The 681-nt window shown below is 56.8% G+C and carries 1 protein-coding gene; it reads right to left on the reverse strand.

Going from position 1 to position 681, the window contains the following annotated elements; all coding sequences use genetic code 11:
- Positions 1–84 precede the first annotated feature (84 nt).
- Positions 85–573: a type III secretion system translocator chaperone SicA gene (gene sicA, locus ACE04F_RS21680; protein WP_486109863.1), complete on the reverse strand. Its 489-nt coding sequence runs from the start codon at positions 571–573 to the stop codon at positions 85–87.
- Positions 574–681 lie beyond the last annotated feature (108 nt).

Here is a 681-nt window from a genome sequence, read left to right on the forward strand (position 1 = left end):
GGCCCCCCGCGCCGTATTTTTCGAAGGCCTCGCTGCGGCTCATTGCGCCGTGAAGCGCCGGGTTGAAAGTAGTCCTTATTTCACTCATGTTAAGTCCTCCGAACAGTGCTGTTCCATGTGGGCCAGGGTGTCGAGATACACCTTGGCTTGCTCGCGCAGATCGTTTTCGGTGGCTTGCTCAAGCACATATTCGAAACACAACCGGGCCTTGCCGACCTTGCCCAGGGCCAAGTGACATTGGCCGGTGTACAACATCGGTCGGTAGTCGCTTTTGCCTTGGGCGAAAGCGATGGCATACAGGTCGATTGCTTTCTGGTGGTTTTGCTTGAGCTGGTGCACCGCCGCCAGTCCCATCCAGTAATGGCTGTTGTAGAAGTCGTAGATGCACAGGAAGTGGAAGAACTTCTCGGCATCGTCCAGCCGCCCCTGTTCGTAGAACTGGAAGGCGAAGGCATAGAGACCGTCCATGTGCTCGTCACTGAGGCCTTGCACGTCTTTCAACGCCGCCCCACCGAGCACTGCATCGACGACCTCCAAGGCCACCTGTTCGTCTTGTTTGTTATTGCGACTCATCAGCCACACTCCTGAAAAAACGTCAGCGTCGCTGACCGGTGCATTGGGCCAAAAATGCCGGCAGGGCCGCTGCCAAATTGCGCTCATGCCACGACGAGGCTGCTTTTG

The organism is Pseudomonas sp. AGC41 (assembly GCF_057334555.1).